Here is a 26,807-nt window from a genome sequence, read left to right on the forward strand (position 1 = left end):
ATTACAAAAGACAAGTAGATACGTAAAAAGATAAGCTGAATTTTAAAACTATTATACGAAATCTCAGACTTTTTAACGGCCTTCATAATACCACATGCTGCTCAACAGTAAAAGGTAAGCAAGCAGTGCAAAAAAACCAGAAAATATCGAAAAATAAAAGGTATTGATTAAACGGGTTTCTGTTGCTTCTTTCAGAACAATTGAATGTGCTGGGGAAGAGGACGGACTTGTTTTTGATTGAATCAGCTTAAATGGAGGAAGATGAATGTTTTCTTTTCCTTCAGGGTGTAAACGTCCGATGTAGCCACCAGTGTGCTTAATAATGGGGGCTAGTTTTTCTTGTGTTGAAATCAAGTCAAACAACTCAAGATTATCGAGCATCCCTACAGAAGAAAGTATTGTTAAACCGCCATTTTTAATGGTAAAAATTCCTGTCTCATCAGTGGTCACAGTTGCAGTAAAAAGGCCTTCTTGCTCTTTGGTCAGAGTAATATTTTCTTTTTTTCCAGAGGGAAAGATTATTTCAGCGGGTTCTGGATGGTCTTTTAGAGTTTGGCGGCGAATTGTTAAATGATGATGGCTGCTGGTCGCACTTAATTTTTCTTCCTCAAGTTCTGGTTCTTTCATGAGCCAATGGGCAATACGACGATAAAGAGCAGCATAAGGACCACCGCCTTCGAAACCTCGTGCCCAAAGCCAACTTTCATCAGAGAGCAACATGCCTACACGTCCTTTATCAACATGCGAGAGAAGTAAAAGTGGTTGTTCATCGGCTCCTTTCATGAGGGCGATTCCGTTATTTATGTTTTGAATAGCAATTTGTCGCAACCACTGCCCCCATTGAGAAGCGGGAAGGTTAAGTGTTGCAAGACCCCTTGTGACAGGATGGCGCTCACCTTCTTTGGTTAATGTGGGGCGAAAAGGTTTTTCAATAATAGTTCCATTGGGCAATGCCGGTAAAATGCTTATTAAAGGTGTTTTCGCAAGTGAGTTTTTTTGGGTAAATTCAGGTCCTGTTACCATCAGCAATGCACCACCCTTTTGTACATATTGGGCGATATAATCATAGTAGATTAAGGGGAGAACAGTAGAGTGCTGGTAGCCATCAAGGATGATGAGATCAAAGTTATTAATTTCTTCAACAAAGAGTTTTCTTGTGGGAAAGACCACTAAGGATAATTGGCTTGAGGGCGTATTATCTGCTTTGGTGGGGGGACGCAAAATAGTAAAGTGAACAAGATCAATATTAGAGTCACCTTTCAAAAGGTCTCGCCATGTCCGTTCTCCATTATAAGGAGCACCTGAAATAAGAAGAACGCGTAAATTTTCTCTGATTCCTTCAATAATTGTTATGGCGCGGTTGTTTTTAAAGCTTAGTTCACCTTTGTGTGGATCAGTTATAACTTGGATAATATTTTTTTCAGCATGAGGAAGGCTAATTTCAGTTTGAAAAATCACGCCAGGAGTCACAGAATAATGGCCAATGTCTTGTCCATTGACGCTTAGTGTAATATTTGCTTTCTGTGGTATTGTTTTTTTGGCGGGGCCTTTATCTTCTACCAAAATGGAGAGCGTTTGTGGTTTGTTGACAAGGGCAAAGCGTGGAGGAGAAATAAACTTGATTTGGCGATCAAATTCATCTGAGTGCCCTGTAATCAGGGCATTGAGAGGTGCTTCATGATGAAGGTCTGATAGGTCAGGAATGTCATGCACTTGTCCATCGGTGATAAAAATGGTTCCTGCATAACGAGAGAGCGGTACATCAGATACTGCTTGTGTTAAAGCCTCAAACAAATTCGTTGAGGGCGCATACTGATTATCAGCAAGTTTTCCAGCTTCAATAAAGCGTGGTTCAAATTGTGGATAATGCGCCAATGCTTGAGTTAATTGCGCGCGCGCTTCATCACTGTCGTTTGTACGTGTTCCAAATGTTTGGCTTTTGCTGCGGTCAATAACAATTCCTACTGTGCTTTTCAGTGGTTCACGCTGTTCTTTTATGATCATTGGATTGAGCAAAGCAAGGATGAGGGCGCTTAATGCCATCAGACGAAATAAAGAACCTTGCCGTTGCGTAACAAGACCAACAACGACAAAAAGAATCGATATTCCACTTAAGAACAGAATCCAAATGAGTGGTAAAAAAGGCTGAAAAGTGAAAAATGATATCATTGCCTTCTTTCTCTTTTAAAGCGTTCCAAGAGTGCTGGAACATGAACTTGATCCGCTTTATAGTTTCCTGTAAGAACATAAAGGACAATATTTAAACCTGCACGAAATGCCCATAGACGTTGCATTGGATCATTGGGAACAAGGGGATATTTCCATGACCCTTTTTTATCGAGTGCCCAAGCACCAGCAAAGTTATTGGCAGTAATGAGAAGAGAACTTACATTATCGCCGCTGGCAAGGGAATTTTTATTTTTTTTGTTTGTTGATGAGGATTCAATCCATAAAGGTGAACCACGGTAGAGACCAGGAAAATCTGGCATAATATAAAAAGAACGTGCAACAACATGATCCGTTGATGCTGGCTCAATGGATGGAATATTTAACTCTTTTAAGATATCTCGTAATCTTTGCGTTTCTGGAGTAGCATCTCCTTCAAGATTAAGATTGCTCTTTATCTGATCGCGCGTGTCAAATAAAATTGTTCCCCCATGTTTCATAAAGTTATTTATTTTTTCAAGGCTTTTGGGGGTTGGTATAGGACTCTTAACATCAATTGGCCAGTAAATAAGAGGATAAAAAGAGAGTTCATCTTTATCGAGATCAAGTGCTGTAACAGAGCCGAGGGTAAGCATTGTGCGCTCTGCGATAAATTGACTTAATGCTTCTAGACCACTTTTACTCGTTGTATCAATTTCATGATTATTGGTTATAACATAGGCAAGATGTGTTGCACCAGCAGCTTGTACACTATCATATTGATTTTCTTTCGTTTGTGCATGAAGAGTTGGATCATATGAAAACAAGGCAATAAGACTTATAAAGGGGAGGAGAAACATATTACGCCGTTTCATGAAAGAAAAAATATCTCCTATCCATAAAATGAGAAAATTGTCAAAGGCGAATAATAAGATGGCTAATCCTAAAAGTGGGCCGATAAGATTTTTTTCTTTTGTATCGTAAGATAAAGGTTTTTTATTAAGAGAAGTTGGCAATGATGATTGTTTCATCAAGTGCGACGAATGAGTTAAGAGATTGAGTGCATAAAAATCGTTTTTGACACCATAAAGTCCTGGGGGAGTATGGTAGGAAGGATGGGGTGGATTTTGAGAGTCAAAGATCAAAGGAACAACATCAGAGGGTGGTACTTGTAATTGTCCGTCAACGGCTATAGTTCGCCAAGGGTTTTGTACCACTGTTCTTTTTTCTCTGTGTGTTAGGTTTGTGTTTTCGTTAGAACCTAATGTGATTAATTTTTGCAGCATTTGTGCAAAAAAGCCAGAAAGAGGAAGGTTAGACCATGTTGGGTCAGGAGCAACATGAATGAGAATGAGGGTTCCTTTACCACGTTTTGCTGCGGTAATAAGAGGAGTTCCATCCGAAAGGCTAAGCCACGTTTTTTCAAAAAGATCTGGGGTTGGTTCTGCGAGGATTTGGCGCGAGACAGTAACATCTCCTGGAAAGGGAAGACCAAAGAAAAAGCTATTTTTTGCAAAAGGGGCAAGCTTTTGTGGTTTTGTCCAAGACATAATACTTCCAAGGGAACGTTGACCTGGGCGTAGTGGTATCGGAAGAAGGTTATCGTAATGTTCTGCGCTACTGAGTTTTTCTCCTGCAAAGCGGATGAGTGTTCCCCCTTTATTCACAAAATCAGAAAGTTTTTTTTCTGCTTTTGGGGGTATGTTAACAATGTCACCCATAATCAAAACAGATGGATTTTGTTTAAGCAAATGATCAATATCCGTTGAAAGTTCTCTTCCACCGGCTGTTATAAGCTGTGTATGACCTTGTAAGGCTTTGATAATGTAATAAAATGGAGCAAGTAAAGGCTGTGCCATTTCATTGGTATCGGGTGAGAGAAGAGCAACACGGCTTATCCTGTTATGGCTGTCTACCAAGAAGGTTGCAGCAGCATGGTTTTGATTGTTTATTTTTATCCAAGCGATATCATTGCGTAGTTCAAGTGGTACATTAAAAGGAACAAGTGCTGTTGTTTCTCCTTCAGAGAAATTGTTCGTAAATTGTCCGAGAAGTTGATTATTTGAATCGTAGAGGCTGAGTATAGCGGGAGTGTTACTGTGTGTTGTTGAGCGGATAATACGCGCGCCCATGTTTCCATTGTTATTTTCTATGGATGTTATGCCGGTTAAATCGGAAATATCAGTCAAATACCACAAGAAGTTTCTAGGTTTTAATTCTTCAAGAAGAGCAAAAGCTTGCTCATCTTCATTTGTTTGTAATCCATCACTTAAATAAGCAATATCAAGAGGTTTTCCTTTGGTTATTTTGCTGAGTTTTTTGAAGGCATGCACGCGGTTGACAGGCCAAGGACGCGGTTGCAAATGCATTAAATGCTGTTTTATAATCTTGGCTGGTTGGGGCTCTATATTGGAGATATTATTTTCAGCCGTTGCAACAAGATAAATATTTTTTTGCTGTTTTTCTGCCTGTGCAAGGAGCATTTCAGCGATAGAGATGCGCTGTTTCCATTCTTTTACAGAAACCCAACCATTATCAATAATGAGTGCAAGGGGTTGAGACCCGGAAAAGCTTATTGGTTTTTGATTCCAAGTGGGGCGTGCTAGAGCTATGATAACAAGTGCCGCTATGGTTAAACGCAACAAGAGCAACCACCAAGGTGTATGTTTTGCTGTTTCTTGTTGATGAGTTGGTTTGGGTAAGAAGCGAAAAGGAGGAAAAAGCTCTTTACGCGGAGATGGAGGAGTTATCCGCAACAGCCACCAAATGACCGGTAGGAACAAAAGCCCTAGTAACAGAAAGGGAGCAGCAAAACTCAAAGTGCCCTCCTTTTTTGCAATGGAGAGTCGCTCATTGTATTTGCAAGATGAAAAATGGTCTCTGTTAAAGGTTGATCTGTTGTACTAACGTGATAAGACCATCCTTGGCGTGCGCAAAAATTTACCAATTCTTGTCGCCTTGCGTGATATAGTTTACAATAGTTCTTACGAAGATCTTCTGCTTTAGTGGAAACATGTTTCTCTTTCGTTTCAGGATCCAAAAATTCTGTGTGACCTGTGTAGGGAAAGCTTTCTTCTGCGGGATCAGAAATTTCAATTAAATGAGCTGTCACCTGTTTTGTAGTTAAAACGGTTAAATGTTGGATGATTTTTTCAGGATAGTCGAGAAAATCACTCATTATAATGACATGTGAAAAGCGTGTAATCGTTGAAAAATCCGGAAATAAATTTTCATCTGAATGATTTTCTAAAGCAAAGGCTATTCGTTCTACGACATTGGATGTCATTGTGGGGGACATTAAGTTGGGAATAGCAATATGTTCGCCACTGCGTGCAAGAAGGGATGCCAAGGTAAGGGTAAGAATAGTGGCATGATTACCTTTAGAGATTTTAGAAAAGCGCGAACAGTAATGCATTGATGCGCTCTGATCAGGACAAAGCCAAACGGTTTGTGTCGTTTGCCATTCGTGTTCACGGAGATACGTATTTTCATCACGCGCTGAGCGACGCCAATCAATGCGGGTAATGGATTCTCCTTCCATATAGGGACGAAATTGCCAAAAGTTTTCCCCATTACCGCTTTTACGTTGTCTATGCCACCCGGTGATCAATGTATTAGCGATATGACGCGCTTGTAAAAGGAAATATGGCATTTTGCCAGTATCCTTATGCAGTTCATTTGCCAGCGACAATGGAGGCTTTTGTAAAACTTTTTTGCCAAGAGCCATTCAAAGAGCATCTTTCACAAGGTTATTGATAATATCTTTTACGGTTATATCTTCAGCACGGGCAGAAAAATTAAGAGCCATGCGGTGTTGTAATACGGGATAGGCCAATGCTTCAACATCATCAAGTGAAGGAGCTAAGCGTCCATAATAAAGAGCACGAGCGCGAACACAAAGTGAAAGGGCTTGTGATGCCCGTGGACCAGGTCCCCAAGAAACATAAGTATTAGCAAGGCTATTGTCTTTATGAGGGCGAGATGAGCGGACAATTTTTAAAATAGCTTCAATCACATTTTCTGAAAGAGGCATTTTGCGAACGATATTTTGAATTTTTTGCAATTTTTTGCCGGATAAAATTGGTTTTGCATTTGATTTTTTTTCTTTTGTTGTTTCTAAAATAATCCGTCGTTCTGTTGTAAGGTCAGGATAGTCAATATCGATTTGCATCAAAAAGCGATCCAGTTGTGCTTCAGGAAGTGGATATGTCCCTTCTTGTTCGAGAGGATTTTGCGTTGCAAGAACATGAAAAGGTTGTGGCAAATCATAACGGTTACCTGCAACAGTAACATGATATTCTTGCATAGCTTGTAAAAGGGCTGACTGTGTCCGTGGGGAAGCACGATTGATTTCATCGGCCATGAGAAGTTGCGTGAAAATAGGACCTTGAATGTATCGAAAAGAACGTTTACCGTCTTTATCGGAATCCATAATTTCAGAACCAATAATATCCGATGGCATTAAGTCAGGAGTGAATTGGATGCGTTTTTCATCAAGCCCTAAGACTGTTCCCAATGTTTCAACAAGACGTGTTTTTGCAAGTCCTGGAGCACCGACAAGAAGGGCGTGACCACCAGCGAAAATAGCGATTAAAGCATATTCGATTACCTGATTTTGCCCAAAAATAACTTTGTCAATTTCTTTTTGTAAAATATCCAATTCTTTGTGTGCCGTATCAATATCATCAATAATGACTTGAGCTTCATGATTGATATTGACCTTTTTTATAGAATTGGATGATGGATCATGTTGACTCATATTTCTTCCTTAAGGCGTTTGTCGCAAAAATGGTAATTTTCTCTGCATGATAATGGATATCTTATTGTTTGTAACAGAAAATGAGAAGAAATGAAGTATCATATGCCGTTTTTTTATATTCGTATATAAGAAGAGAAAAGTTTCTTTGGAAGAAATAGACGTGCTTTATAAGGGATGTCTTAAAAAAATTGTTTTATGAAGAGAGTTTTTTAAAGCAATGAAGACAATTTTTGAAAGGTTAAAGGGTGAGTATAAGACAGAACTTCAAACAGGTTGCGTGGTTACAACAAAGTGATATCCAAACACTTCTTCGTGTTTTGTCTGTGGAGGGGGAAGAGGCGCGTATTGTAGGGGGAGCAGTGCGCAATCAACTGCTAGGGCAGCCTATTAGTGATATTGATATTGCAACAACCTGTTTGCCGCAACAGGTTATTGCACGTGTAGAAGAAGCAGGATTTAAAGCTATTCCTACAGGGATTGCTTTTGGTACAATAACAGTAGTTGCTCATTCATGTTCTTATGAGGTTACAACGCTTCGCTGCGATATTGAAACAGATGGTCGTCATGCAAAAGTGGCATTTGGTCGTGATTGGAAAAAAGATGCTGAACGGCGAGATTTTACGATAAATGCGCTTTATTGTGATGCTGCTGGCAACCTTTATGATGATGTGGGAGGTTTGAGTGATATTGCTAGCCGAACAGTTCGTTTTATTGGGGTTGCAGAAGATCGTATTGGCGAAGATTATTTGCGTATTTTACGGTTTTTTCGCTTTTTTGCGTGGTATGGAGCAGGGCGACCTGATGTGCAAGGATTGAAGGCATGTGTTCGTTTAAAACACGGTTTAAAAAAGCTTTCTTCTGAACGTATTTGGGCAGAAATGAAAAAGCTTCTTGCTGCGTTTGATCCAACGCGTGCTCTTTTATGGATGCGACAAAGCAGAATTTTGCCACTCATTTTTCCTGAAACAGAACGATGGGGTATTGATGCAATTCACGCATTGGTGAAGACAGAACAGGCTCTTGGTTGGAAAGTTGATCCATTGTTACGGCTAGAAAGCCTTCTTCCTCCTGATCCCATGCGTCTTCATGAAATGGCACAGCGCTTGCGTTTTTCTCTTAAGGAAACAACGCGATTAAAAGAATGGGCAGAGTTAGAAATAATAAACCAAAACTGTTCTGATCATTTTGTGCAAAAACTGATTTATTTTCATGGACGACAGCCAGTTTTAGATCAATTATCGTTGTCTGTCGCTGCATCACATCTTGATCATCTGGAAAAAAGTGATGCTTTGCAAAAAGCAGAGGGTTATGTCAAGCTTTATCAATTTGCCAAAAAATGGCAAATTCCAACTTTTCCTATTAATGGTAACGATTTAATAAAGAAAGGTTTTACGAAAGGTGTACTTTTAGGAAAAAAGCTTAAAGAGCTAGAAATGATATGGATTGAAAGCGGATTTTTAATGGATCGTCATGCACTATTAGAAAAAATTGATTTATAATATTTCTGTTTATAAACTCACTGTTGTTTATATTTTTTAAGTCAACATATTAATTTATAATAATCATTATTCATGTGAAATAAGAGTTCACAATATTGTAAGGTTATTTCAAACCTGTTCATATTACACCAATCAAAGTTATTGCCTTACACGCCACAAGTGAGGAAAAATGATTACAGAGAGGAAAAATGTCTCTTATGAATCATCTCAAAGATAAGGATTCTCGAAAATGAGAACGAATAAAGAGAATAGTGATAGCGGTTTGCACCTTGTATGACCATAAAGAGGGGGATGTTCACTGGATTTTTACTATGAGGAGTATTTAATCATTCATAGGTGGTGATATGAGGTGATATGAAATGGATGTGCTAGGCACTAAAAAATGTTTATTTTATCAGCACTTAATTGTTGGAAAATAATAGGCATTATACGCTCTAACTATTCTTTATATGTTGTATTATTGTTTTTCGTGATAATTTATGTTTTTATAGGTTACAGTTTCTTTCATGATAACCAATTTGGCGTAATGCTTCTCCTGTTGTTATGGCTACGCTCATGGCGAGATTTAGAGAGCGTGCCTGTGGTTGCATGGGAATTTTCAATGTGTAATCGGCCGCTTCATGAACATAATCGGGAACGCCAGCTGTTTCACGACCAAAAAGTAAAACATCATTTCTTTGATAGCATATCTGCGTATAGCATGTTTTTGCTTTTGTACTTAAAAGCAACAGGCGGCGTTTAAAGTGTTTCATGGAGCTTATAAAATGTTGCCAATCAATGTGTCGTTCTAAGGAAGCATATTCGAGATAATCCAATCCTGCGCGTTTGAGATTACGATCCGACAGATTAAAGCCTGCAGGTTCAATAATGTGCACATGTAAACCAAAGCAAGCGCTAAGACGTAAAATCGTTCCAGTATTACCAGCAATATCAGGTTGGAAAAGAGCTATATGAAGTGTCATGTTCTCTGTAATATGATTTTTCTTTCGACTTTGTAAAGAAGCACCACCGACTTTGTAAAGAAGCACCACCGACTTTGTAAAGAAGCACCACAATTTATTCGAAAAATATGCTTTGAGAAATACATGTTTTTTACGGTTCATTTTTATTCCCTTTAAATTTCAGGGAAAAAGTTATGTATACAGGTCTGTTTGGGATCAGAGAGAAGCTCCCTATTAGGGGCTTCATTTTATTGAGCAATCCATGAAATGAATTGGCTCATTATGTTGAAAAGTGGGATATTTAATGAGGTTAGATCATCAATTTTAATTAAAATCAACAAAATATGCTTTTTATGCAAAAACAGAAGCGAAAAAAATACTCATGCAACCAGTTGGAATTGAGGGAGGGAGAGATGCTGTAAATGTGTTAAAGAAATAACCGATAAGCTCAACTTGTTTACTGAGATATGGTCATAACAAGACTATGTTTCTTTCTTTAGAAGTGTTTATTTACATGCTATCTCTGATTTTCACGGGCGGGGGAGTAATTTTGATTGATTAATATGAATAGGTTTGAAATGAAAAAACCTTACGGTGTTTAGGGATTTCATTCACTCTGTAAAACGATGAATTATCATTATAAAACAGTTTTTTGTATAAACCATACAAATGGCAGGAGTTTTTTACAGGGATGTTTTTATGGTTGAGGTAACGGAGTGATCAAGCATTGTACAATGGGAGAGGGTATGGTAAAAGGATGTTTTAGCAAAGTGTCTCTTTAAGTTAAGTCCATGGGTGAGCAAACGAGGCGGGATTTTCTGTTTTTGGTAACAGCTGTTGCAGGAGCAGTTGGAATGGGAGCGGTTGTGTGGCCTTTTATCCGTCAGTTGCGTCCAGATGAAGCTGTTTTGGCATCTTCCTCTGTTGAGGTTGATCTGTCTAGTATTGAAGAGGGGATGTCGGTAACGGTAAAGTGGCGAGGACAGCCTGTTGTTATTCGAAATCGTACGGCAAAAGAAATTGCTGATGCGCGCGCTACTGAATTGAGACTTCTAAAAGATCGTCAAGCGCGCAATCCTAATCTTGAAGGTGAAAAGGAAGCAACAGATTTTGCGCGTTCAGCAGGTAAAGGACGTGAAAATTGGCTTATTGTTATTAATCTTTGTACGCATCTAGGCTGTGTAACACTTGGGCAATCGGGTAAATTTGGAGGATGGTTGTGCCCCTGTCATGGGTCTGTTTATGATACTGCTGGAAGAGTGCGGTCAGGTCCAGCTAACTATAATTTGACTATTCCACCTTACCAATTTCTTTCTGATACTTTGCTCAAAATAGGATAAAGTCATGATAAGGTTTCCTCCTTATTGTCCTAAAAGTGCTCTTGTCCGTTGGTTTGATAAGCGTTTTCCTCTTCCTCGTTTTTTTTATAATGCATTTGTGATTTTTCCTGTTCCACGTAATCTTAATTACTTTTACACATTTGGCGGTATTTTAACCATTATGCTTTTATCACAGCTCTTGACTGGTATTGTCTTGGCTATGCATTATGTTCCGGATATTCATTTGGCTTTTGAAACTAGTGAACGATTTCGGCGTGAAGGGCAGTTTGGTTGGCTTTTTCGTCCATGGCATTGTGTAGGCTCTTCGTTTTTTTTTATTGCTGTTTATATCCATTTGGCACGTGGACTTTATTATGGTTCTTATAAAAATATGCGAGAAATGGTATGGGTTACAGGTATTTTTATTTATATCATCATGATGGCAATAGCATTTTTTGGTTCTGTGCTTGTTTGGGGGATGATGTCTATTTCAGCGGCTTCAGTGATTGCAGGGCTTTTAAAAACGATACCTTTGGTGGGGATATGGTTGCATGAGACACTTCTGGGTGGTTATGTCGTAGGACAACCAACGTTGAATCGTTTTTATGTTTTCCATTATGTTTTATCATTTATTTTGCTTCTTTTTGTGGGGCTGCATATTTGGGCAATTCATTGTGTTGGGCAAGGCAATCCAACAGGTCTTGCTATACAATCAGATAAGGAAACAGTTCCATTTTCGCCTTATGCGCTTATCAAAGATATTTTTGCTATTACTGTTTTTCTCATCTTCTTTGCCTGGTTTTTGTTTTATATGCCCGATTATATGGGGCAGGCTGAAAATTATAGTGTGGCAGATCCTTTAAAGGCACCTCTTCGTGTGGTTCCAGAATGGTATTTTTTGCCTTTTTATGCGATGCTTCGTGCTATAACTTTTGATATTGGTATTTTCTCTTCAAACTTTGTTGGTTTTGTTTTATTCGTCAGTTCGATTTGCATTTTAATTTTTGTGCCATGGTTAGACCGCTCTAAAATATGTTCAGCAAGATATCGACCTGTTTATAAAATTTTCTTTTGGGCGTTGGTTATTGATATCGTTTTTCTTGGTTGGTTGGGGTCAAGAGAAATAAGTGACAAAATTCTTTTATGGACACAATTGGCTACGGTTTATTATTTTATATTTTTTTTGGTTATTTTGCCGATTTTGCCAGCGTTTGAAAAAAATTGTTCTCTTCCTTCTTCAATTATGCAAGATTTAAAACAGAAAAAAAAGAGACTATGGTAAATGTTTTTGTCGGGCTGGTTGTTATTGTTGCTATGAGTTTTTCTGCTCAGAGTTTAGCGAGTGATGCCTCTGATCAGGAAGAGGGATTTATTTCTTTTCCTTTACAGGTTCCTAAAAAACAAGAATGGAGTTTTTCAGGTCCATTTGGGCTTTATAATAAGGCGCAATTGAGGCGCGGATTAAAGGTTTATAGACAAGTTTGTTCCAGCTGCCATGGGCTAAAATATGTGGCTTTTCACAATTTAAAAGATCTTGGGTATGATCAAGAACAGATCAAAGCTTTGGCGGAGCAATATGAAGTGCGCGATGGTCCTAATCGAGAAGGAAAATTTTTTAAACGTGCTGGGATTGCAACGGATTATTTTCCTTCTCCCTTTTCACATGAAGAAGAAGCAAGATTTATTTTGAATAGTGCTTATCCTCCAGATTTGACATTGATGGCACGTGCACGTGGGGTATCTTTGCCGTTTCCTGCTTTAATTACTGATGTATTGACTCATTATGATACAGCTGGTCCAGATTATATTACGGCTCTTTTAACAGGATATCAGAAGGCACCGAAGGAGATAAAAATTGCGAATGGTTATTGGTATAATCCTTATTTTATTGCCGGTAATTCTTTAACTATGGCTCCTCCTTTGAGTGATGGTATGGTTTCTTATGAAGATGGGACCCCAGAAATCATTGAACATTATGCGCGCGATGTTTCTGCTTTTTTGATGTGGGCTGCCGATCCTCATATGGAAATTCGTAAAAAAACCGGTTTTCGTGTTATTTTATTTTTAATCATTTTTGCAGGGTTTGTTTATATTTTAAAAAATCGTATTTGGTGTGGTTTAGAAGAAGAATTAGAGAAAGAAATAAAAGACGAAATAAAGAGAAAAAGGTAAAGCGACAAGGCTCAAAAGAGTATAGAGTATAAAGAGCATAAGGAACAAATCTTTTTATGATGCATTGAGGTTTTATAAAGTAAAAGCAAAGTAAAAATGGAGATGTTAAAATGAAAAAAATTGCATGTACTACTCTTATGTCAATTTTGATGGTTTCTAGTACTTATGCTCAGTCTTTTGAAGTGCCTTCAAAACCTGAAATGATCTCTTCGACGGGTATTGTACAGGTAGGGATAGATAAGTCTGTGCGTTATGTGACACCTTTAGCAACGGATTTTGTTGCTTCCAGTCTTATAGGCGCCAATGTATATAATATAGAAGATGAAAATATTGGTGAAGTAAAAGATATTATTTTACGTGAAAATAATATTGCAGGATTTGTTATTGCTGTTGGTGGTTTTCTTGGCATAGGCGAGAGTTATGTGGTCGTTTCTCCAGAAACAATCCAGATGACAAATGATTATGGTAAATGGAAACTCATTACAAATGTGACAAAAGATTCTTTAAAGAACGCTCCAACATTTAAATACGAAGGGCGTTGGACACGCTAATTTTATATTTCTATTCTTTAATGGATCAAGCTGTTGCTATCACAATCATATGCTAGCAACAGTTTTTTTGTTCTAAAAACTCTTGAGAATTTTTGCGACAAGATTCCAAGGAGCTATTACCAAAGTTTTCAAGATAAACTATTAAGACAGAGTGAAGATTTAAGTATTATGTTTAAATAACATGATATCGCCATCTTGCACAATGTATTCCTTTCCTTCATCGCGGGCTTTTCCTGCTTCCTTTGCACCGCTTTCTCCACCCAAAGCAATATAGTCATTATAGCTGATGGTTTGGGCACGAATGAAACCGCGCTCAAAATCTGAATGAATAACACCAGCTGCTTGGGGAGCTTTTGTACCACGCGTAATTGTCCATGCTCGTGTTTCCTTAGGCCCACAGGTGAAGTAAGTAATGAGATCAAGTAAATGGTAACCAGCGCGAATGAGGCGATTGAGACTCGGTTCAAAGAGTCCTAGAGCATTGAGATATTCTGATGCTTCAGCATCACTCAGTTGTGTAATTTCCGCTTCGATAGAAGCAGAGATGATAATGCTTTGCGCATTTTGCTCTGTTGCCATTTTTTCAACTGTTTGGGTAAAGCTATTTCCATGAGCGGTGTCATTTTCGCTTACATTACAAACATAAAGTACAGGCTTGGAGGTTAAAAGATTCAAACTCTTAAGAATGTGGTGTTCATCGGAAGAAATATCTTTGAGTAATAACCGGACAGGGTTTCCCTGTTGCAGTATGTTTAATGCTTTTTCCATAATAGGTAAAATTGTGAGAGCTTCTTTGTCTTTTCCGGTTGCTCGTTTACGGATTTGTATGATTCGTCTCTCAAGACTTTCAAGATCCGCAAGCATGAGTTCGGTTTCAACCGTTGTCGCATCACAAACAGGATCAATACGTCCCTCTACATGGGTAATATCTTCATTTTGAAAACAGCGTAAAACGTGGACAATGGCATCGACTTCGCGAATATTGGCTAAAAACTTGTTTCCTAAACCTTCACCTTTTGAAGCTCCTCGCACAAGCCCCGCAATATCGACGAAGTTAATGCGTGTAGGAATCATTTCTTTTGAACCAGCGATTGATGCAATTTTTTCCATTCGTAAATCTGGAACAGCAACTTCACCGGTATTGGGTTCAATGGTACAAAAAGGATAATTGGCAGCCTGTGCAGTGGCTGTTTTTGTTAATGCATTAAAAAGAGTTGATTTCCCGACATTAGGTAATCCGACAATACCGCATTTAAAGCCCATGAGAGTCTTTCTTTTCTATTGATTTTATGGTCAAGATAAAGCTTCCTTTTTATAGCATATTTTCAGAAGAGTTATAGTCCTTGTCTTGCGATAAGTGAGAAAAAAGTCTAAAGTAGTAGGTATCTACTTTTTTACCTTAGTTCTTCTTACCTTATTGTTCTCCTTAGTTACAAGGATAAGAAAACTTCGAATTAATGTTAATATTGTGCTAAGTTTTTCATGGTATGCAAATCTGCATAAATAATTAATCGGAGAAAATAGAAGAGTGTTATCTCGTTGTGCCTTTTTAATTGCAGCACTTTTGGCTTTGGCTGGATGTGCTACACGTCAGTCAGATATGTCATCGGTACCTTTTCAACAAGTTCGATACATTCCACCAGAAATACAGGCTTTGTATGGTCCTGTAACGAATGAGACCTATTCGTTACCTGCTGTTGATCTTGCGACAATTGATCCAAAATATTGGCGACAAGAGGTGATTTATTATACATCTTATGCGCCTGGAACATTGGTTATCGATACGCAAGAGTGTTTTCTTTACCTTATTGGTGAAAATGGAAAAGCTTTGCGTTATGGGATTGGTGTCGGTAAAGAAGGACTAGCATTTGAAGGTGAGGGGGTTATACAGCGCAAGCGTCGGTGGCCAAATTGGGCTCCTACTGCAGCTATGATGGCTCGAGAACCAGAACGTTATGGTCATCTTGGGAAAGGAATGCCACCAGGGCCCGATAATCCATTAGGTGCGCGGGCACTTTATTTGTTCAAAAATGGGAAAGATACACTTTTCCGTATTCATGGCTCACATGAATCGTGGTCAATTGGGCGTGCTATTTCAAGTGGGTGTATCCGTTTGCTTAATCAAGATATTATCGATCTTTATGATCGTGTTCCCGTTGGTTCGCGTGTTGTGGTATTGCAAAACAATAGGAGTATTCCTACAGTTTATAATCAACAATCAAATGGTTACGATCCGCTACAGTCGACCATTCAGCCAAATGATTTTTTTTAATTTAGGGGAGAAGATTGGAGAGAGCCGTTTGAGTATTTTGGTTTGCTGTTCAATCTTCTCTTTCTCTCAAAAGAGAATAAAAGAGAATATAAGCCTTTCTTTTTCAAAGGTGTATACAAGCTTGTATTCTGTTCTATTTTCTAGCTTCTCACGTTGCCAACAGATTTTGCCTTAAGTTTATAAGAGGATTTTTTTAAGAGTTCTTATTCATATTCTTCACGCGACTGGGACACGCAAGCCAATGGTTCTGATTGTTTTTTATCGTTTGTGAAACTTCATTCATAAAGAGGGATTTATCATCTTTTATAAGGAGAGCGATATTTTTTGCGATTGTCTCTAAGAGAGGGGATAACCATTCTTGATCAGATTTGGTAAAATTTCCCAGGACATGCTGATGAACAAGTTCTTTGCTTCCAGGATGACCAATTCCTATGCGTATACGACAATAGTCAGTACCACAATGGGCATCAATAGACTTAATGCCATTATGCCCATTATTTCCTCCACCAATTTTTATACGAACTTTCCCCGGTGACAGGTCTAGCTCATCATAAATGATGATCAAATTCTTTAAATCTAATTTATAAAATCGCAAAGCTTCACCGATAGCTTGACCAGAAAGATTCATGAAAGTTTGTGGTTTTATAAGAAAAATTTTCTCATTATTTATGAAACCATTGGAGATTTCTGCTTGAAACTTCTTTGACCATGGAGAAAAAGAGAAGGACTGATAAATGGCATCAACAGCCATAAAACCGATATTATGGCGGTTATTTTGATATTGTAAACCAGGATTGCCAAGACCAGCAATAAGCCACATGTGTATCTTCAGTCAAAGTATGAGTAAGGGTAATGTCTCATAAATTAAGGCGGAAAAAATTCCCGCCTTTTGAGTTTTATGAAGTTTCCGTGTCTTCTTCATCATTTTCTTGTTCAGAAGTTTCATCGCTGACATCCATGCCAGCAGGAGCTGCAATGGTTGCAATGGTAAAGTCTCGATCTTGGATGATGGGAGTCACATCTTTTGGCAGTTGCACTGCTGAAATGTGAATAGAATCACCAATAGAGTAGCTGGAGAGATCAATTTCAATAGCTTCAGGAATAGCACTTGCTGGAGCTGTACATTCAATTTCGTGCCGAACAATATTGAGGACACCACCCTTTTTAAGTCCAGGTGCCGTATCTTCATTGAGAAAGTGGACAGGAATATTCACTTCTACAACGGATTTTTCTGAGATGCGCAAAAAGTCTACATGGAGGGGAAAGTCACGCACGGGATCTAATTGATAATCTTTTGGCAAAACCATAATTTTTTGCTTGTCAAGAATAATCGTTGCAATGGTGGTACGAAAGCCACCGGCATGAATTTTGTAGAAAATTTCTTTATAGGGAACTGTTATTGCCAAGGGTGGTTGTTTTTCACCATAAATGACAGCAGGAATAAGACCGTTGCGGCGAAGTTCACGGGAGGACCCCTTACCAACCCGCTCGCGTTTTTCGGCCTTAAGAGTGTAGCTTTTGCTCATAATTTAAGTCCTTTTTACATGATTGGAGATCCTTCAAAAACAGTAATAGTTTTTGCATGGATATGAAGATATGCGCTAACCAACAGCGATCACTCCATTCTGCGTTGCCTCCAAGGGTGTCTACGCAGAAGTTTGTTCTATAGTTCAAACTATTCATAGATGCAAGAGTTGTGGGAAAAATCGATGATTTCTACCGTTAAAAAGGAGGAAATGTTACAAATTACGGTGTGGATGGAGAATCAACCAATATGTGCTGGCGCTGATATGTTCAAAATCAAACACTGGAGATGTTATGAAGGTTGAGATTGCCTTGGGTGAGATGTCAGAGAGTCGTGCTTTGCATAAATCGATGCCAGCACTTCTTGACTTGGAAGAATTATTGGCGACACGTCTTCTTGTACAAGGTAATTCCGGTTCAGGAAAATCACATCTTTTACGCCGTCTTTTGGAGCAAAGTGCTAAGTGGGTGCAGCATTGTGTAATTGATCCAGAAGGCGATTTTGTAACTTTGGCAGATAAATTTGGTCATGTTATTGTAGAGGCTCAACGTAGTGAATTAGAATTGACTCGTATTGCCCATCGCATTCGACAACATCGAGTTTCAGTGGTATTTAATCTTGAAGGCTTGGATACTGAACAACAGATGCGTGCTGTAGGGGCTTTCCTTGGGGCACTGTTTGATGTAGAACGTGATTATTGGTATCCTATGCTTGTCGTTGTCGATGAAGCACAATTGTTTGCTCCAACTGCAGCAGGAGAAGTTTCTGATGAAGCGCGTAAAATTTCTTTGAGCGCTATGACCAATCTTATGTGTCGAGGACGTAAACGTGGTCTTGCTGGTGTTATTGCGACACAACGTTTGGCTAAGCTTGCCAAAAATGTTGCTGCGGAAGCTTCAAACTTTTTAATAGGGCGGACTTTTTTAGATATTGATATGGTGCGCGCTGCTGATCTCTTGGGAATGGAGCGTCGCCAAGCGGAAATGTTTAGAGATCTTGAACGGGGAAATTTTATAGCTTTAGGACCTGCTTTATCACGACGTCCCTTACCAATCATTATCGGTTCTGTTGAAACTTTGGCACGCTCTTCTAGTCCTAAATTAATGCCACTTCCAACAGAGCGGGATGATGTGCAAGAGCTCGTTTTTACTGCTTCACCAGAGGAAATTTTAACGCCATTTAAACAAACACGAGAGCCGATGAGGGAAAAGTCAATGCACGAGATGTTAGAGGAGGTAGTGCATAAAAAACAAGAGTTGTTGGAAGAAAACCCGAGTTTATTTCCTGAACTTTCTGATGTTGAGCGTGACGGCCAAGCAGAACATATTATTCGGGAGATTCTTGAGGATTCTGAGGCTTTTTATCGTTCAACAGCGGTGCTTTATCAAGATTTTTCAGTTCGTTGCCGTATCCATGGTATGTCAAAGGTTCCTTTTAATCTTTCACAATTTCGGCGTAAATTGGCTATTGCTCAGGCTTTTGTTGATGAACAAACGGCTGTCAGTGAACATTGGAAACATATTTTGCAGATATCAGAAAGTTTGGAAGAAGATGTTCAAGGAGTCTTCTTGAACGTGGCACAGGCCGCATTAGGGGGAAAATCATGTCCATCTGATGCATTTTTAGCACGTCTTTATGGGACTCATTCTTTAAGCCGTGTACGCCGACTTTTAACCTACTTTGAAGAGCGTGGACTTATTGTTATTCACACGCATTTTAGTGGTCGACGTATTGTTGCATTTCCTGATCTTGGTGTTGAAACAGCACCAGGAGACCCCAAGGAACCACTTTAACCAAATAAGCTGGAAACCGATTGTTCTGCTGCTGTCCTTGCTATTGCTTCTCCCATAAGGTCGGCAATGGGCAAAACACGAATATTATGGGTTTTCTCAATAGCTTGTGTTGGCATAATTGAATCTGTAATAACCAATTCTTTCATCTCTGAATTGGCAATTCGCTCGATTGCATTACCAGAAAGAACACCGTGCGTGATATAAGCCGTGACACTATTGGCACCATGTTTAAGCAGAGCACTTGCTGCATTGCATAAAGTTCCACCTGAATCAACAATATCATCAAGCAAAAGGCAATCTTTTCCCGATACATCTCCAATGATATTCATAACTTCTGATTCACCGGGGCTTTCGCGACGTTTATCCACAATAGCGAGCAAACTGTTCAAGCGCTTGGCGAGTGCGCGCGCACGCACCACACCACCCACATCAGGTGAAACAACGATAACATTTTCAAGAGAATAATGCACTTTGACATCGCGAGAAATGACAGGAACAGCATAGAGATTATCCGTAGGGATATCAAAAAAACCTTGAATTTGTCCTGCATGAAGGTCCAATGTTAAAACACGATGGGCCCCTGCTTCCGTAATTAGGTTGGCAACAAGTTTTGCAGAAATAGGAGTCCGTGGTCCTGGTTTTCTATCTTGGCGGGCATAGCCAAAATAGGGGATAACAGCTGTAATACGACGCGCAGAAGAACGACGAAGGGCATCAATCATGATGAGTAATTCCATCAAATGATCATTTGCGGGATAGGATGTAGATTGCAAAACAAAAACATCTTGTCCACGTACATTTTCATGCAGTTCTACGAAAATTTCTTGATCAGCAAAGCGCTTTACAGTTGCTTTGCCTAAGGGGATGTTCAAATAATTTGCAACATCTTCAGCTAGGCGTGGATTAGAATTTCCGCAGAAAAGTTTCATAGTAGAACCTCTGAATCATCATGGTGGGAATGCGACACGGTTTTTAATTTCTTTTTATTAAATTGCAAGAGAACAATTACAAAAGCCTTACAATTTTATTGATTATTATTAAAGAGCTATGCAGTATGTTTTCTCTTTTTCCAAAAGTTTGTTACTTTTAGAGCAAAGTTTTTTCTCCATGCGGCAAAGAAATACATATTGATTAAGCTTTTTAGTTATTACTTTATAAAAATACTTTCAATATGGGGAATGTTTCATATTTAAGATGAATGAAGGGGAATAATAAAAAGAAGTATCATCTTGCCTTCAATCATTATAACCAAACATTGAAAATGATCATAGCGAAGGCTATCATATTTTATGGGCTGGTAGATAATTTCGTGAAAAAAGCAAAGTACAATGGGGTTTATTTTTCCATTTTGGTAATTTCCATTTGGGTAAAAAGTTTAGTTTTGCAGTTTTGGTATTGTTCTCAAGCATAAAAGGGGCTCATCTTTTGTTTTTCAGCATAATAGCAGAAATTTGCCGTCCGTAATCGGGTTCGTTGCGGTGTATTGCACGGCGATAGGAGAAAAAACGCTGTTCATCTTGATAGGTACAAAGCTCTACACAAGAAGCATTAACACCTGCTTCTTTGAGTTGATTTATAATAAATGCCCATAGATTAAAATAAAAGCGATTTATTTTGTTTGTTTTTAAAAAATATTTTTGGTATTTGCTGTGGTAATCAATAAATTGGTCGTAAAATTCATTTGTTACTTCATAGTGATAAGGGCCAATACAAGGTCCCAGGACTGCTGTTATTGATTGTCTTTTGGCTCCTTGTTTTTCCATAACAGCAATTGTTTTCTCGATAATTCCATTTAAGCTTCCACGCCAGCCAGCATGAGTTGCAGCGATGACTCTAGCTTGTGGATCAGCAAACAGAATGGGTCCGCAATCTGCTGTAAGAACCCCAATAACGAGTTCTGGGGTGGTTGTAACCAGAGCATCAGCTTGAGGAGGTGCACCGATAGTTGCTTGATGAGCTACGACAACGTTACAGGAATGTATTTGATTAACTGTGACTAAATTTTGTGCTTCAATAGAAAAATAATTGGCAATCAAAAGACGATTCTGTACAATATATTCAAGTTGATCATTTGAACCTTTCCCAACATTAAGACTATGATAAAGATTTTTTGAAACACCACCTTGACGTGTAAAAAATCCATGTTTTATTCCATGGGTGTGTAAAGTAGAAAGATTTTTTGCAAGAATGGGATGAGGGATAGATTTCATAAAAGTTCCTTATGGAGATTATTTAAAGTGAGGATGGAGATGTTCATATTTGTCAATGAATATTTCAGATAATGATGTGTTTATTGACAAAAGCGCCGATCACTAAAATTGGGGAGGTATGGAGATATTTTTATCACTGAAATGTAAAACTTTAAATAATTTTCCCATCTGATCTGGACCAGCGAGCCGTTCGATGTCTTGGCGGATTTTGTCTTGCAAAGGAGCACTTTTGCCAACTCCAAGCTGGTTTGCGCGCTCCAGTAGCCCCATTTTAAAAAGAAATTCTCCTTGCTCTAAGATTTCAGCAAAACAGCCCTGTTCAAGAGCTATGTTTTTTAAAAAAGAAAAATCAACATGGGATGTTAAATCATGTTCACCAGGGGCATCAAAAACATCACGAAATCTATGTTTTGAGAGTGCTTGCAAGGTATCGCCAAAGGCAAGTTTACAAGCACCATAGTCGATAAGTAAAGCAGAACCCGTCACTTGCACTAAATGGTGGCTGATTTGTTGCATGAATTGATGCCGTAAGGGGGCATGTTCAAAAATTGTTCCGTCAGGCACTTTAGAACAATAGGTTTGTAGACAAGAAGAGGGAAGTTTATGCGGGGCAGCAATAAAGATGAAATCTCCATTTTGATTGACTGTAATGCGGCGCTCTTTCCATTCTCCATTGATTTTAATATATTGGTTGATAGGGAGTGTATCGAGAAATTCATTAGCAATGAGGAAGAGAGGTTTTGAAGGAATTTGATTAAAATTTTCAATGCTATGGATTTGTTTTTGATAAGAGCAAAGGCGCTTTTTTTGTTCTTTTGCAAGTTTTTTGCTTATTTCGATCAGAAAAATTTCAGCAGCATTAAATGCTCTTGTAGAAAGCTTTTGGATAGTTCGCAAAATGTCATCCATCAAAGTTCCACGTCCTGGACCTATCTCAGCGAGGATAAAAGGATGAGGATAACCTTGAGCTTTCCAGCTTGCAAGAGTCCAAATGCCAATCATTTCTCCAAATAATTGGCTTATTTCAGGTGCTGTAATGAAATCACCAGCACGTCCGAAAGGTGTTTGTGTTTGATAATAACCAAATTGAGGATCTGTAAGTGCCAACGTCATATATTGGCTAACAGTGATTGGTCCATTAAGGACAATAATTTCTTTAATTTTTTCTTTGAGATTGGCCATTTTCTGTCGGTTTATATTTAAAGGCGTGGAGAAGAAGATAAAACCCTACAAGAAGCATGGGAAGAGATAAAGCCATGCCATAGGTAAAACCAGTAGAATGGAAAAGAGTCGAAAACCATTCTGGATCTTCTTGAGGCGCACGGTAAATTTCAGAAATGCTGCGTGTTACTGCGTAGCCTATAATAAATGTTCCTGATACAGTACCGGGACGTTTTAATGCTTTGAACCCAAAAATAAGAAGACACAGGATGATGAAGAGAAGAAATCCTTCCATAAATGCTTCGTAAAGCTGGCTTGGATGGCGCGGTAAATAGTAAGGATCGAGAGGAAAACAAACAGCCCAAGGACGTGTAGTAATATTACCCCATAATTCTTGGTTAATGAAGTTGCAGATTCGTACAATGCCGATACCAATAGGAGCACCTGCAGCAATGATATCAAACATGGCTCGTATGTTAATACGATTTTTACGGGCAAACCAGATCATAGCAATGATAATACCAATAAGACCGCCATGAAAGGACATTCCCCCATCCCATACGGCAATAATAGCACTTGGATGATTAAAATAGTAAATGGGATCCCATACAAGAACTTGTCCTAAACGCCCTCCGACAACAACACTTATGGCAGACCAGACAACAAAATCTCCGATCTTTTCTTTATCCATAGGAGGATAGTTTCTATACCATAGAGATGTTTCTTTTAATAATTTTTGCGCATACCACCAAGCAAAAAGAATACCCAGCACGTAACCAAGTCCATACCAATGAAGTGTTATGGGACCTAGCTGGATAATAACAGGATCAAGAAAAGACGGAAAAGCAATGGCTGGACAAGACAAATTGTTCATGAGTTAAGCATCTTACATTATACGAGATGAATATGAAGTGACTCTGATGATCAGAAATGACAGATGAATACACAATGGTCAAGTCAGTAGGGAGGCTAGTCAGAAAGGGGGGTAGATTTCCACTGATTTATCGCGGTAAAAAATATGGTGATAAAAGGAATATTAAAAAATCTTAAACAAAATCATTATGAAAAATCTGCACAGTATGTAAAATATAGAGTAAAAGGAACAAATTACAGTATCTAAATGTTATGAGAATACGCTATTATGAGAATACGCTATAATGCGTGCGTCAATAATTAAAATTTAAGGAAAAAGGTTATGCGTAATGGATCAAATCGTATTCTTGATGAATTAGCAAAATTAGCAACGGATGCTGCTGACGTTGCGCAAGGCATACGACGTGAAGCTGGAACAGCTTTTCGTGTGCAGGCTGAAAAGATAGCAAACAAACTTGATCTTGTTTCTCGCGAAGAGTTTGAGACTTTTAAGGAGATGGTGCTGAAAATCCATGCTGATAACGCTGATTTGAAAAGACGCCTTGATGATTTAAAAAAAGATGATTAAAAAAACGCAGACACAAAAAAGTAAAATAGTTTAAAAAAAAGAATCTTCAAAAAAATATCCCCAATTTTTCAATATGATGCGTGAAACTAAAAAATGCTTAATCTTGAGTCTGTTAGAGCGGAGCATTTGTTTATTTTTGATTTTTTTTGGGGGTAAAATACATTTTTTTGAATCAGGGGGGCTGGCGCTATGAAATTGTATCAATACACTGAAAAGACTTGATGATTCGTTTTATGACTATCAGGTTGCCCTAAACAGCGCGATTGTGTTCTGGGTGTTTGTGTACTGTCGATGTTTTTATGTGTATTTGTTTGGTGTAAAGGTTCTGATTGTAGCAAAATGTTGTTACAGTTTAGACGGTTTATATTCTGTTGACAATGTTTTAAGATGATTGAGGATTGTGATGAGGCTTGCATTTTGCGCCACAGAAAGAAAAGAGCACCCTGTCGACTTTATCGAACAGATTGCCTGTGAATATGATTGGTCGTTTGAGCGGTATGCAGAAGATGAAATTAGCGTTTGTGTGGAAGGAAAACGCGCAAACTATCGTCTTGCTTTTTCATGGATGGAAGAGCATGAAGCACTTCATTTAGCTTGTTCGTTTGATCTTTCTATTAAAAATGCTCGAACAGCTGAAATACAGCGCTTATTGCTAGCAATTAATGAAAAGTTGTTGTTGGGACATTTTGATTACTGGCAAAGAAATAATTCAGTTATTTATCGACAAGGTCTTCTTTTGGCTGGTGGGATGCATCCATCTCATATACAGGTTGAAACATTGTTGATACATGCACTTAAAGCCTGTGAAAGCCATTATGTTGCATTTCAGATGGTTGCTTTGTCGGGAGAAAGTGCTTACAAGGCACTACAGTACACTTTGTTTGAAACTGTAGGGAATGCCTAAAATATACAGTCTGTTATTTTTACAGACGGTTTGCTGAAATATTGCTCATAGGGGGACATCAAGAATAGCGCGCACTCCCCCGAGTGGGCTCTCATCTAATTGTATATTACCACCATGGCTACGTGCTATGTCTTGAGCAATAGAAAGACCAAGTCCTGTTCCACTTGCATCTTGATTTCGCGCTTTATCAAGTCGAAAGAATGGCTTAAAAACTTCTGTGCGCATATCTTCATGAATTCCAGGTCCATTATCATCGATTATCAATATAAAAGATTCTTGTTGAGAGTTAGCGGTTAGTTTAACAGTCGTGCCGTAACAAAATGCATTTGATACAAGATTGCTGACCAAGCGTGTAAAAGCACGGGGACGTACTTGTATTTCTGTAGGACCTTCAATAGTGTAAGAAAATTGACGTTTGTGAAGACGAGCATCGGTGGAGAATTTTTGCATAAGAGCATTTAAATCAAAAGTCTTGACACTTTCACTTCCTTCACCACGAGCAAAAGCAAGATAATCTTCTAACATATTTTGCATGTCACTTACATCTTGCTCAAGCGGTTTAATATCAAAGTCAGTATTTACTAATGCCAGCTGAAGTTTAAAGCGTGTAAGAATGGTTCTTAAATCATGACTTACTCCTGAGAGCATCATGGTACGTTGTTCAATTTGGCGTTCAATACGTTCACGCATGCGTAAAAAAGCGATGCCTGCACGACGGACTTCATCAGCTCCTTGTGGTTGAAATCCTTTTGGTAAAGGACGACCGCGTCCAAAGCTTTCTGCTGCTTCAGCCAATTGTTGAATCGGTTTGATTTGATTGCGTAAAAAGTAAATTGCTATCAGCAATAAAACAAGAGCTGTTCCTACCATCCAGCTTAAAAAAATAGCAGTATTGGAAGCATAGGCTTGGCTGCGTGGAGCAAAGACGCGTAAAATGTTGTGACCAAGGTGGATACGGATTTCAACAAGATCAGAATCTCCTACGGTATCGATCCAGAAGGGACGGTTAATTTGGCGGGTGATTTCTTCACTTAAAAAATAGTCAAGAATTGCAAAAAATGGCTTAGGTCCTGGAGGGGGTAAGGAGGTAGGAGATAGAATAGAAATATTTAATCCCATACGTTGTTGTGCAATACGCTTGATATCTTCATAGTTATCTTGTTGGGGATATGTTTCAAGAATATCAATAATGGCTGAAATATCATGCACGACAGCCGTTGAAAGACGCTCGGTTACCATTTGCCAATGTCGTTCCATAAAGACATAAGCAATGACCGTTTGCAGAAGCACCATGGGAGCGATGATAATGATCAAAGAGCGAGCATAAAGCCGTTTAGGCATTTTTTTCGTTAACCATCGAAGAAAAAATCTTAAAGGTTTGATCATTCTTGTGCCTATTCAATAGAGAGTTTATACCCTATTCCTCGCACGGTTTGGAGCCATATAGGCAGTGCTGGGTTTTTTTCGATTTTACGACGAAGGCGGTTGATCTGCACATCAATGGCACGTTCACTTATATTGCTGTCATCGGTTGCGAATTTATGGCGCGGAATTGTATCGCCTGCATTTTCGGCAAACATGACCATCATTTCTTGTTCTTTATCTGTTAATTTAATAATTTCTCCTCCTTTTTTGAGTTCGCGTCGTGAAATTGAAAATATATAAGGACCAAAAACTATTTGCTCAATTTTAGGTTGGTGAGGGGGAAAACCACGTCGTAAAATGGCGTTGATGCGAAGGAGAAGTTCACGAGGGTCAAACGGCTTAGCCAGATAATCATCTGCCCCTGCTTCTAATCCACGGATACGATTGTCTATTTCTGATAAAGCTGTTAACATAAAGATAGGGACATCTTTTGTTTGGCGGAGTGAATGAGTGAGATCAATACCGTTTTCGCCAGGCATCATGACATCAACAATAAGAAGATCAAAATCTAAACTTGCTAACAGTCGTCTTGCTTCATTCGCATTAGCTGAAACTGAAACACGAAATCCATTTTTAATGAGAAACTGAAATAAAAGATTGCGAATACGTGTATCGTCATCAATCACAAGAAGGTGAGGGGCATCGTCACACAAAACTTGAACGTGATTGCTCATTCTTAAAAAACCTTGA

23 protein-coding genes are annotated in these 26,807 nt (G+C 38.7%); 9 read left to right on the forward strand and 14 right to left on the reverse strand.

From position 1 onward, the window contains the following. Window positions 1–72: 72 nt before the first annotated feature. Genes ACFIK2_RS02455 through ACFIK2_RS02470 form a run of 4 tightly spaced genes read right to left on the reverse strand, consistent with a single transcriptional unit; the run spans window position 73 to window position 6,904 of the window. Window positions 73–2,169: a glutamine amidotransferase gene (locus ACFIK2_RS02455; RefSeq protein WP_375634236.1), complete on the reverse strand. Its 2,097-nt coding sequence runs from the start codon at window positions 2,167–2,169 to the stop codon at window positions 73–75. Then, window positions 2,166–4,964 carry a DUF4159 domain-containing protein gene (locus tag ACFIK2_RS02460; protein ID WP_375634234.1) on the reverse strand — a complete coding sequence of 933 codons (2,799 nt, stop codon included), beginning with the start codon at window positions 4,962–4,964 and terminating at the stop codon, window positions 2,166–2,168. Before ACFIK2_RS02460 ends, ACFIK2_RS02455 begins: the two co-directional genes overlap by 4 nt. Next, window positions 4,961–5,872, reverse strand: coding sequence for a DUF58 domain-containing protein (locus ACFIK2_RS02465; RefSeq protein ID WP_375617591.1), 912 nt, complete (start codon window positions 5,870–5,872; stop codon window positions 4,961–4,963). The genes ACFIK2_RS02460 and ACFIK2_RS02465 overlap by 4 nt, the downstream gene beginning before the upstream one ends. Then, window positions 5,873–6,904, reverse strand: a complete 1,032-nt coding sequence (locus ACFIK2_RS02470) for an AAA family ATPase (RefSeq protein WP_375634232.1) — start codon at window positions 6,902–6,904, stop codon at window positions 5,873–5,875. 245 nt (window positions 6,905–7,149) lie between these two features. Here ACFIK2_RS02470 and ACFIK2_RS02475 point away from each other — a divergent pair, with 245 nt between their 5' ends. Next, window positions 7,150–8,403, forward strand: coding sequence for a CCA tRNA nucleotidyltransferase (locus ACFIK2_RS02475; protein ID WP_375634230.1), 1,254 nt, complete (start codon window positions 7,150–7,152; stop codon window positions 8,401–8,403). Between the two features lie 485 nt (window positions 8,404–8,888). Here the strand turns inward: ACFIK2_RS02475 and ACFIK2_RS02480 are convergent, their stop codons facing one another. Continuing rightward, the gene (locus tag ACFIK2_RS02480) at window positions 8,889–9,365 is read right to left on the reverse strand and encodes a tRNA (cytidine(34)-2'-O)-methyltransferase (RefSeq protein WP_375634307.1); all 477 of its coding nucleotides are present in this window, start codon (window positions 9,363–9,365) and stop codon (window positions 8,889–8,891) included. Between the two features lie 770 nt (window positions 9,366–10,135). Here ACFIK2_RS02480 and petA point away from each other — a divergent pair. From petA to ACFIK2_RS02500, 4 genes are all read left to right on the forward strand, one after another. After that, a complete protein-coding gene (gene petA / locus ACFIK2_RS02485) occupies window positions 10,136–10,684 on the forward strand; it encodes a ubiquinol-cytochrome c reductase iron-sulfur subunit (RefSeq protein WP_375634228.1) in 549 nt (182 codons plus the stop codon). Window positions 10,685–10,688: 4 nt separating this feature from the next. Continuing rightward, a complete protein-coding gene (locus tag ACFIK2_RS02490) occupies window positions 10,689–11,945 on the forward strand; it encodes a cytochrome bc complex cytochrome b subunit (RefSeq protein WP_375634226.1) in 1,257 nt (418 codons plus the stop codon). Next, entirely contained in the window at window positions 11,939–12,835 is an 897-nt protein-coding gene (locus ACFIK2_RS02495; RefSeq protein WP_375634224.1) for a cytochrome c1, read from the forward strand. Before ACFIK2_RS02490 ends, ACFIK2_RS02495 begins: the two co-directional genes overlap by 7 nt. Window positions 12,836–12,945: 110 nt before the next feature. Continuing rightward, on the forward strand, window positions 12,946–13,386 hold the full coding sequence (locus ACFIK2_RS02500; protein WP_375634222.1) for a PRC-barrel domain-containing protein: 441 nt from the start codon (window positions 12,946–12,948) through the stop codon (window positions 13,384–13,386). Between the two features lie 159 nt (window positions 13,387–13,545). On the opposite strand, the gene ychF is transcribed toward ACFIK2_RS02500, so the two are convergent. Then, window positions 13,546–14,649 carry a redox-regulated ATPase YchF gene (gene ychF, locus ACFIK2_RS02505; protein ID WP_375634220.1) on the reverse strand — a complete coding sequence of 368 codons (1,104 nt, stop codon included), beginning with the start codon at window positions 14,647–14,649 and terminating at the stop codon, window positions 13,546–13,548. A 265-nt stretch (window positions 14,650–14,914) separates the two neighbouring features. Here ychF and ACFIK2_RS02510 point away from each other — a divergent pair, with 265 nt between their 5' ends. After that, window positions 14,915–15,658, forward strand: coding sequence for a L,D-transpeptidase (locus ACFIK2_RS02510; RefSeq protein WP_375634218.1), 744 nt, complete (start codon window positions 14,915–14,917; stop codon window positions 15,656–15,658). Window positions 15,659–15,851: 193 nt separating this feature from the next. On the opposite strand, the gene pth is transcribed toward ACFIK2_RS02510, so the two are convergent. Together pth and ACFIK2_RS02520 are read right to left on the reverse strand one after the other, a co-directional pair. Continuing rightward, on the reverse strand, window positions 15,852–16,478 hold the full coding sequence (gene pth, locus ACFIK2_RS02515; protein WP_375634216.1) for an aminoacyl-tRNA hydrolase: 627 nt from the start codon (window positions 16,476–16,478) through the stop codon (window positions 15,852–15,854). A gap of 76 nt (window positions 16,479–16,554) precedes the next feature. Then, complete coding sequence (locus ACFIK2_RS02520; protein ID WP_375617601.1) at window positions 16,555–17,184, reverse strand: 50S ribosomal protein L25/general stress protein Ctc; 630 nt, start codon at window positions 17,182–17,184, stop codon at window positions 16,555–16,557. Window positions 17,185–17,476: 292 nt separating this feature from the next. Here ACFIK2_RS02520 and ACFIK2_RS02525 point away from each other — a divergent pair, with 292 nt between their 5' ends. Continuing rightward, window positions 17,477–18,976 carry a helicase HerA domain-containing protein gene (locus ACFIK2_RS02525; RefSeq protein ID WP_375634214.1) on the forward strand — a complete coding sequence of 500 codons (1,500 nt, stop codon included), beginning with the start codon at window positions 17,477–17,479 and terminating at the stop codon, window positions 18,974–18,976. On the opposite strand, the gene ACFIK2_RS02530 is transcribed toward ACFIK2_RS02525, so the two are convergent. The 4 genes from ACFIK2_RS02530 to lgt form a co-directional block, all read right to left on the reverse strand. Further along, a complete protein-coding gene (locus ACFIK2_RS02530; protein ID WP_375606345.1) occupies window positions 18,973–19,905 on the reverse strand; it encodes a ribose-phosphate pyrophosphokinase in 933 nt (310 codons plus the stop codon). The genes ACFIK2_RS02525 and ACFIK2_RS02530 overlap by 4 nt on opposite strands. A gap of 489 nt (window positions 19,906–20,394) precedes the next feature. Continuing rightward, window positions 20,395–21,186 carry a peptidoglycan editing factor PgeF gene (gene pgeF, locus ACFIK2_RS02535; RefSeq protein WP_375634212.1) on the reverse strand — a complete coding sequence of 264 codons (792 nt, stop codon included), beginning with the start codon at window positions 21,184–21,186 and terminating at the stop codon, window positions 20,395–20,397. Between the two features lie 102 nt (window positions 21,187–21,288). Next, window positions 21,289–22,368 carry a class I SAM-dependent methyltransferase gene (locus ACFIK2_RS02540; RefSeq protein ID WP_375676864.1) on the reverse strand — a complete coding sequence of 360 codons (1,080 nt, stop codon included), beginning with the start codon at window positions 22,366–22,368 and terminating at the stop codon, window positions 21,289–21,291. Further along, on the reverse strand, window positions 22,343–23,221 hold the full coding sequence (gene lgt / locus ACFIK2_RS02545; RefSeq protein WP_375676865.1) for a prolipoprotein diacylglyceryl transferase: 879 nt from the start codon (window positions 23,219–23,221) through the stop codon (window positions 22,343–22,345). Before lgt ends, ACFIK2_RS02540 begins: the two co-directional genes overlap by 26 nt. A gap of 321 nt (window positions 23,222–23,542) precedes the next feature. On the opposite strand from lgt, the gene ACFIK2_RS02550 reads away from it, so the two are divergent. After that, entirely contained in the window at window positions 23,543–23,788 is a 246-nt protein-coding gene (locus ACFIK2_RS02550; RefSeq protein ID WP_273791228.1) for an accessory factor UbiK family protein, read from the forward strand. Between the two features lie 403 nt (window positions 23,789–24,191). Further along, entirely contained in the window at window positions 24,192–24,692 is a 501-nt protein-coding gene (locus ACFIK2_RS02555) for a YbjN domain-containing protein (RefSeq protein WP_375634206.1), read from the forward strand. Window positions 24,693–24,737: 45 nt separating this feature from the next. Here the strand turns inward: ACFIK2_RS02555 and ACFIK2_RS02560 are convergent, their stop codons facing one another. Together ACFIK2_RS02560 and ACFIK2_RS02565 are read right to left on the reverse strand one after the other, a co-directional pair. Further along, entirely contained in the window at window positions 24,738–26,078 is a 1,341-nt protein-coding gene (locus ACFIK2_RS02560; protein WP_375676866.1) for an ATP-binding protein, read from the reverse strand. Between the two features lie 8 nt (window positions 26,079–26,086). Next, on the reverse strand, window positions 26,087–26,791 hold the full coding sequence (locus ACFIK2_RS02565) for a response regulator (protein ID WP_375612976.1): 705 nt from the start codon (window positions 26,789–26,791) through the stop codon (window positions 26,087–26,089). Window positions 26,792–26,807: the final 16 nt, after the last annotated feature.

It is taken from the genome of Bartonella sp. AP88XZML (assembly GCF_042195565.1).
Lineage (GTDB): Bacteria > Pseudomonadota > Alphaproteobacteria > Rhizobiales > Rhizobiaceae > Bartonella.

Coding starts and splice junctions, on each gene's coding strand:
- ACFIK2_RS02455 (WP_375634236.1), bottom strand. CDS start 2,169: ATGATATCATTTTTCACTTTTCAGCCTTTTTTACCACTCATTTGGATT.
- ACFIK2_RS02465 (WP_375617591.1), bottom strand. CDS start 5,872: ATGGCTCTTGGCAAAAAAGTTTTACAAAAGCCTCCATTGTCGCTGGCA.
- ACFIK2_RS02470 (WP_375634232.1), bottom strand. CDS start 6,904: ATGAGTCAACATGATCCATCATCCAATTCTATAAAAAAGGTCAATATC.
- ACFIK2_RS02480 (WP_375634307.1), bottom strand. CDS start 9,365: ATGACACTTCATATAGCTCTTTTCCAACCTGATATTGCTGGTAATACT.
- petA (WP_375634228.1), top strand. CDS start 10,136: ATGGGTGAGCAAACGAGGCGGGATTTTCTGTTTTTGGTAACAGCTGTT.
- ACFIK2_RS02490 (WP_375634226.1), top strand. CDS start 10,689: ATGATAAGGTTTCCTCCTTATTGTCCTAAAAGTGCTCTTGTCCGTTGG.
- ACFIK2_RS02495 (WP_375634224.1), top strand. CDS start 11,939: ATGGTAAATGTTTTTGTCGGGCTGGTTGTTATTGTTGCTATGAGTTTT.
- ACFIK2_RS02500 (WP_375634222.1), top strand. CDS start 12,946: ATGAAAAAAATTGCATGTACTACTCTTATGTCAATTTTGATGGTTTCT.
- ychF (WP_375634220.1), bottom strand. CDS start 14,649: ATGGGCTTTAAATGCGGTATTGTCGGATTACCTAATGTCGGGAAATCA.
- pth (WP_375634216.1), bottom strand. CDS start 16,478: ATGTGGCTTATTGCTGGTCTTGGCAATCCTGGTTTACAATATCAAAAT.
- ACFIK2_RS02520 (WP_375617601.1), bottom strand. CDS start 17,184: ATGAGCAAAAGCTACACTCTTAAGGCCGAAAAACGCGAGCGGGTTGGT.
- ACFIK2_RS02525 (WP_375634214.1), top strand. CDS start 17,477: ATGAAGGTTGAGATTGCCTTGGGTGAGATGTCAGAGAGTCGTGCTTTG.
- ACFIK2_RS02530 (WP_375606345.1), bottom strand. CDS start 19,905: ATGAAACTTTTCTGCGGAAATTCTAATCCACGCCTAGCTGAAGATGTT.
- pgeF (WP_375634212.1), bottom strand. CDS start 21,186: ATGAAATCTATCCCTCATCCCATTCTTGCAAAAAATCTTTCTACTTTA.
- ACFIK2_RS02540 (WP_375676864.1), bottom strand. CDS start 22,368: ATGGCCAATCTCAAAGAAAAAATTAAAGAAATTATTGTCCTTAATGGA.
- lgt (WP_375676865.1), bottom strand. CDS start 23,221: ATGAACAATTTGTCTTGTCCAGCCATTGCTTTTCCGTCTTTTCTTGAT.
- ACFIK2_RS02550 (WP_273791228.1), top strand. CDS start 23,543: ATGCGTAATGGATCAAATCGTATTCTTGATGAATTAGCAAAATTAGCA.
- ACFIK2_RS02555 (WP_375634206.1), top strand. CDS start 24,192: ATGAGGCTTGCATTTTGCGCCACAGAAAGAAAAGAGCACCCTGTCGAC.
- ACFIK2_RS02560 (WP_375676866.1), bottom strand. CDS start 26,078: ATGATCAAACCTTTAAGATTTTTTCTTCGATGGTTAACGAAAAAAATG.
- ACFIK2_RS02565 (WP_375612976.1), bottom strand. CDS start 26,791: ATGAGCAATCACGTTCAAGTTTTGTGTGACGATGCCCCTCACCTTCTT.